Origin of the sequence: Micromonospora sp. URMC 105 (assembly GCF_051386295.1) — a bacterium.
In the GTDB taxonomy this organism is placed as follows: domain Bacteria; phylum Actinomycetota; class Actinomycetes; order Mycobacteriales; family Micromonosporaceae; genus Micromonospora.
Map to the genome: position 1 here is coordinate 1 of NZ_JBPQTL010000173.1, position 5,020 is coordinate 5,020.

At 73.3% G+C, this 5,020-nt stretch carries 5 protein-coding genes; 4 read left to right on the forward strand and 1 reads right to left on the reverse strand.

Features of this window, described 5'->3' with window-relative positions; all coding sequences use genetic code 11:
- Nucleotides 1-29: 29 nt before the first annotated feature.
- Nucleotides 30-842, forward strand: coding sequence for a DUF3097 domain-containing protein (locus tag ACSNN7_RS28565; RefSeq protein WP_436684154.1), 813 nt, complete (start codon nucleotides 30-32; stop codon nucleotides 840-842).
- 250 nt (nucleotides 843-1,092) lie between these two features.
- Here ACSNN7_RS28565 and ACSNN7_RS28570 read toward each other — a convergent pair whose 3' ends face one another.
- Nucleotides 1,093-2,406, reverse strand: a complete 1,314-nt coding sequence (locus ACSNN7_RS28570) for a serine hydrolase domain-containing protein (RefSeq protein ID WP_436684155.1) — start codon at nucleotides 2,404-2,406, stop codon at nucleotides 1,093-1,095.
- 91 nt (nucleotides 2,407-2,497) lie between these two features.
- Between ACSNN7_RS28570 and ACSNN7_RS28575 the strand changes: the two genes are divergently transcribed.
- From ACSNN7_RS28575 to ACSNN7_RS28585, 3 genes are all read left to right on the forward strand, one after another.
- Complete coding sequence (locus tag ACSNN7_RS28575; RefSeq protein WP_436684156.1) at nucleotides 2,498-2,971, forward strand: NfeD family protein; 474 nt, start codon at nucleotides 2,498-2,500, stop codon at nucleotides 2,969-2,971.
- Nucleotides 2,972-2,976: 5 nt separating this feature from the next.
- Entirely contained in the window at nucleotides 2,977-4,083 is a 1,107-nt protein-coding gene (locus ACSNN7_RS28580) for an SPFH domain-containing protein (protein WP_334457153.1), read from the forward strand.
- A gap of 152 nt (nucleotides 4,084-4,235) precedes the next feature.
- Nucleotides 4,236-5,020: hypothetical protein (locus ACSNN7_RS28585; protein ID WP_436684157.1), on the forward strand; the 785-nt coding region annotated here is incomplete at its 3' end.

A 5,020-nucleotide genomic window follows, 5' to 3' on the forward strand; every position in this document is an offset into this window, starting at 1 on the left:
GCGCGGGGGTGGGGGTTAGGTTGATCGACATGGCGGGGCGATACGGCGAGGACGTGCTGGCGGGGGACTGGCGGCGGCGAAAGGTGACCCCGGAGGTCGACGCCGAGCCGGACCTGGTGGTCGAGGACGCCGACTCCGGCTTCTGCGGGGCCGTGGTCGGCTTCGAGTCCGGCGCGGTGGTGCTGGAGGACCGGCACGGCCGGCGGCGCAACTTCCCGCTGCTGCCGGCGGCGTTCCTGCTCGACGGCCGGCCGGTGACGCTGCGCCGCCCGGCCCGGGCGCCGGTGCCGGCGGCCCGACGGCGCACCGCCTCCGGTTCGATCGCAGTGGAGAACGTCCGGGCGCAGGTGGCCAAGGCCAGCCGGATCTGGGTGGAGGGCGTGCACGACGCCGCCCTGGTGGAGCGGATCTGGGGTGACGACCTGCGCATCGAGGGCGTGGTGGTCGAGCCGCTGGACGGCATCGACGCCCTCGACGCCGAGGTGCGCCACTTCGGCCCCGGGCCGACCCGCCGGCTCGGGGTGCTGGTCGACCACCTGGTGCCCGGCTCCAAGGAGAGCCGGATCGTGGCGCAGGTGACCTCGCCGCACGTGCTGGTCACCGGCCACCCGTACGTCGACGTCTGGCAGGCCGTGAAGCCCGCAGCGCTGGGCATCGCGGCGTGGCCGGTGGTGCCGCCGGGACGGCCCTGGAAGGAGGGTGTCTGCGCGGCGCTCGGGGTGGCCGAGCCGGCGGACATGTGGCGGCACATCCTGTCCCGGGTCGACAGCTTCGCCGACGTGGAGACCCCGTTGATCAACGCGATGGAACGCCTGATCGACTTCGTCACCGAGCCCAGCTGACCGCCCGCCCCGCTCCCGCCCCGTGCCGCTGCCGGCAGCTCGGACGGGCCCGTGTGCGGCTCTACGTGACGCTACGGACCTGATGGCGTGGACGGATCAGGCGGTGATTCATCGGCGTCATCAGGTCCGTAGCCTCGACCGTGCCGTCCTGACCCGAAAGCCGGCGGCCCCGCGTGGAGCGACACCCGGCCGCCCGTCCGCCGGTCGGCCCTCGCCGTTGACGCGTGCGCCGGTCGGCCGGCTCGGCCGGTCAGGGCTCCTGGTCGGGGGTGCGGGTGAAGACGAACGTGGCCAGATCGAGGGCGACGGCCCGGCCGGTCTCGTCGCGGACGACGGTGAGGATCTCGCCGTCCTGCGCGCCGCTGCGGCCCCGCCAGCGGTCCCGGCCCTCCGGAGTGAACCGGAGGACCGGCTCGCCGACCCGGCCGGCCCGCAGCTCACCCGTGGCGTCGACGCGGAACTCGAACTCGACGCCCATCCACCACCACCGGCCGGTCAGCTCGGCGACCTCGTCGGCGGGCGGTGCGGCGGCCGGGCGCCACGGCGTCACCGGCTCCGGTTCGGTGTCGAGCACGAGGGTGAGCAACCGCCGGGCCAGCCCGCCCACGTGGGCCGAGCGCAGCCCGTACGAGTTGGCGTAGCCGACCACGGCGGTACGGCTGGGGCGGTGCACGGCCAGCGCGGCGACGTACCCGGGCATCGAGCCGCCGTGACCCACGTACACCCGCTCGCCGACCCGGTAGAGCTCCACCCCGAGGCCGTGCCCGCCGGTCCACGAGTCCAGGTCGCTGATCACCACGGGCGCGCACATCTCGGTCAGCGTCTCCGGCGCCAGCACGGCCGGCGTGGGATCGGCGAGGAAAGCCGCCCAGCGGGCCAGGTCCGCCACCGTGGACCAGAGCTGCCCGGCGGGCGCCATCGCCCCGGTGTCGGTACGTGGTTCCTCCCGCAGCGTGTCGTGCCAGGGGTGCACCACGTAGCCGCGGGCGTACGGCTCGGTGGCGTCATAGGTGGTGCGGTGCATGCCGAGCGGGGTCAGGAGCCGTTCCCGGATCAGCTCCGCCCACGGCGTGCCGGTGATCCGTTCCAGCACCCCGCCGAGCAGCCCGTACGCCAGGTTGGAGTAGTGGTACGCCCGGTGCGGCGGGTGCGCGATCTTCTCGGGGGTGAGCCCGGCGACCAGCGCGGCCAGGTCGCCGCCCTCGCTCCGCTCCCACCACTGCCCGTCCGGTTCCCGTTGCAGCCCACCGGCGTGCCCGAGGAGCTGGCGCAGGGTGAGCGCGCCGACCGGCGTACCGGGCAGGTGCCGCTCCAGCGGGTCGTCCAGGGCGAGCCGGCCGGCGTCGCGTTCCTGCATGACCAGCGTCGCCGTCATGGTCTTGCTGATCGAGCCGAGCCGGTACTGCAGGTCGGCGTCGGGGCGCGGGTGGTCCCCGGCGGCGGCGAGGTGGGCGAGCGCCCCGTCGCGGACGACGCCCAGTGCCAGCGACGGCGCGCGGCCGGTGGACTGTGCCTGCGCGACCAGCGCATCGGCCCGGCGGACGGTCTCGGGCAGCAGGGACACGCAGGTTCTCCTCGGTCGGTTCCGGCCTTCCCCGCGAGCTTACTGATCATGGGGGTCGGTGCGGCGTGCGTCGGCGTGTCACGATTGATTGGTGGACGCCGTGGTGTGGATCGTGCTGGGTGTGCTGTTGGGCGTCGCCGAGATTTTCACGACGACGTTCTTTCTGATCATGTTCGCGGCCGGTGCCTTCGCGGCTGCCGGAGCCGCCGCGCTGGGCGCCCCGGTCCTGGTGCAGGCGCTGGTGTTCGCCATCGTGTCGGTGCTCTCGGTGGTGCTGGTCCGGCCCGTCATCAGCCGGCACGCGCGCAGCGCCCTGGAGACCGGCGAGCAGGCGTTCGGGGTGGAGGCGCTGGAGGGCGTCACCGCGCTGGTGCTGGAGCGGGTCGACGACGGGCGCGGCCTTGTCAAGATCGACGGTGAGCTGTGGAGCGCACGGGCGTACGACGCGACGCAGTCGTTCGAGCCTGGTGAGCGGGTTCAGGTGATCAAGGTCCGGGGCGCCACCGCCCTGGTGTGGCAGGACGACATTTCCTCCCCCGGCGAGTTGCCGGAAGCGAAAAGGTGAGCGGTATGGAGTTTGCAGCGGTCCTGTTGGTGGCCGTGGCCCTGATCGTCGTGGTGACGCTGGTCAAGGCGGTACGCATCGTGCCGCAGCAGCGTCAGGACGTGGTGGAGCGGCTCGGAAAGTACAAGCGCACCTTGAACCCGGGCCTGAACCTGCTGGTCCCGTTCATCGACGCGGTGCGTACCAAGGTCGACATGCGCGAGCAGGTGGTCAGCTTCCCGCCGCAGCCGGTGATCACCTCGGACAACCTGGTCGTGTCGATCGACACGGTCCTCTACTACAAGGTGGTCGACGCGGTCCGGGCCACCTACGAGATCGCCAACTTCATCCAGGCGATCGAGCAGCTCACCGTGACCACCCTGCGTAACGTGATCGGCTCGCTGGACCTGGAGCGGGCGCTGACCAGCCGCGAGGAGATCAACCGGCACCTCTCCGGGGTGCTGGACGAGACCACCGGCCGCTGGGGCATCAAGGTCACCCGGGTGGAGATCAAGGCGATCGAGCCGCCGGCCAGCATCCGGGACTCGATGGAGAAGCAGATGCGCGCCGAGCGGGACCGCCGGGCGGCGATCCTCACGGCGGAGGGGCACAAGCAGTCGCAGATCCTCACCGCCGAGGGTGAGAAGCAGTCCGCGGTGCTGCGCGCCGACGGTGACCGGCAGGCCCGGATCCTCCAGGCCGAGGGTCAGGCCAAGGCGATCCGGACCGTCTTCGACGCCATCCACCAGGCCAACCCGAGCCAGAAGGTGCTGGCCTACCAGTACCTGCAGGCGCTGCCGCAGATCGCCAACGGCACCGCCAACAAGGTCTGGATCGTCCCGGCCGAGCTGACCAAGGCCCTGGAGGGGATGGGCGGTGCGCTGGGCGGGCTGGCCGGGATGGTGGGCGACCTGCCCGCGCCGGAGGCGGCCGACCACGCGAGCCAGGTCGAGCGCGAGGCCGCGGAGGCGGCCCGGGCGGCGGCCTCCGCCGCCCAGGAGATCCACGACGAGGTACGCGTCGCCGAGGCGCAGGCCACCGGCGGCAAGGCCCCGCAGGGGCTGCCCGCGCCGGAGCCGGTCTCCCCGGAGAGCCTGATCAACGACCCCGCGGACCAGCGCGCCCGCGGCTGATCCGACGGCCGTCCGGAGCCGGACGGCAAATGCGAGAAACACTCATACGGCGTCCCGGCGCCTGCCACGATCGGTCTGACGGACGGGTGGTGGCCAGGAGCCGGGGCGCCGAATGCGTCCCCGCGCCGCCCGTCGGAGCGAGCGAGGTGACCATGGACCCGGCGAAGCGGCTCTTCTCCAGCACCCCTGTCCCCGGCGCGCACGACCCCACCGGCCCGCTGGGCACCCGCCGTACCGGCGGGGGGTTCGGGGTATTGCCCTTCGTCGCCGACCCGGGTCCGGCGGCGCCGGCCACCAACGCCAGCTGGGCCTGGTCGCTGCGGCGCCTCGCCCGCGCGGTGGTCTGGCTGCTGCCCCTGTACGCGGTGCTGTTCGGCCTGGTGGCGATGGCCAGCGACGGCGGGGTGGGCAACGACCCGTACCCGGCCGACGGCCGGCCGCTCTACCTGCTGGGCTGGGTCGCCGCGGTCTGGCTGGGCCTGCTCGCCCTGCTGGCGTTGACCGGGCTGCTCGCCGCCACCCGCAGCCGCATGGAGGCCGTGGCCGGGCTGCTGGCCGGCATCGCCGGCACCGTACTGATGCTGCCCTTCACCGGGCTGGCGGAGCAGACCCCGGTCTTCGGCACCACCGCCCGGATGCTGGTCCTGTTCGGCGCGGCCTTCTACAGCGCCGGGTGGCTGCTCACCGGCTGGGCGGTGGCCCGCTCCGGGATGTTCTCCATCGGTGACGGGGTGATGCTGATGATCGCCGCGCCGCTGCTCGGCCTCGGTGGCGCGCTGATCGGCTCGTTGCAGACCTTCGGCGCCATCTTCGTGCTGATCTCGGGGATCGGCATCGGCTACCGCTCCGGTCGGCTGGTCCCCGCCGCCATCGCCCGCGACGCCGCCACCGCCAGCGTCGCCACCCCCACCACCGGCCCCCAGGGCCCCCTCTCCAC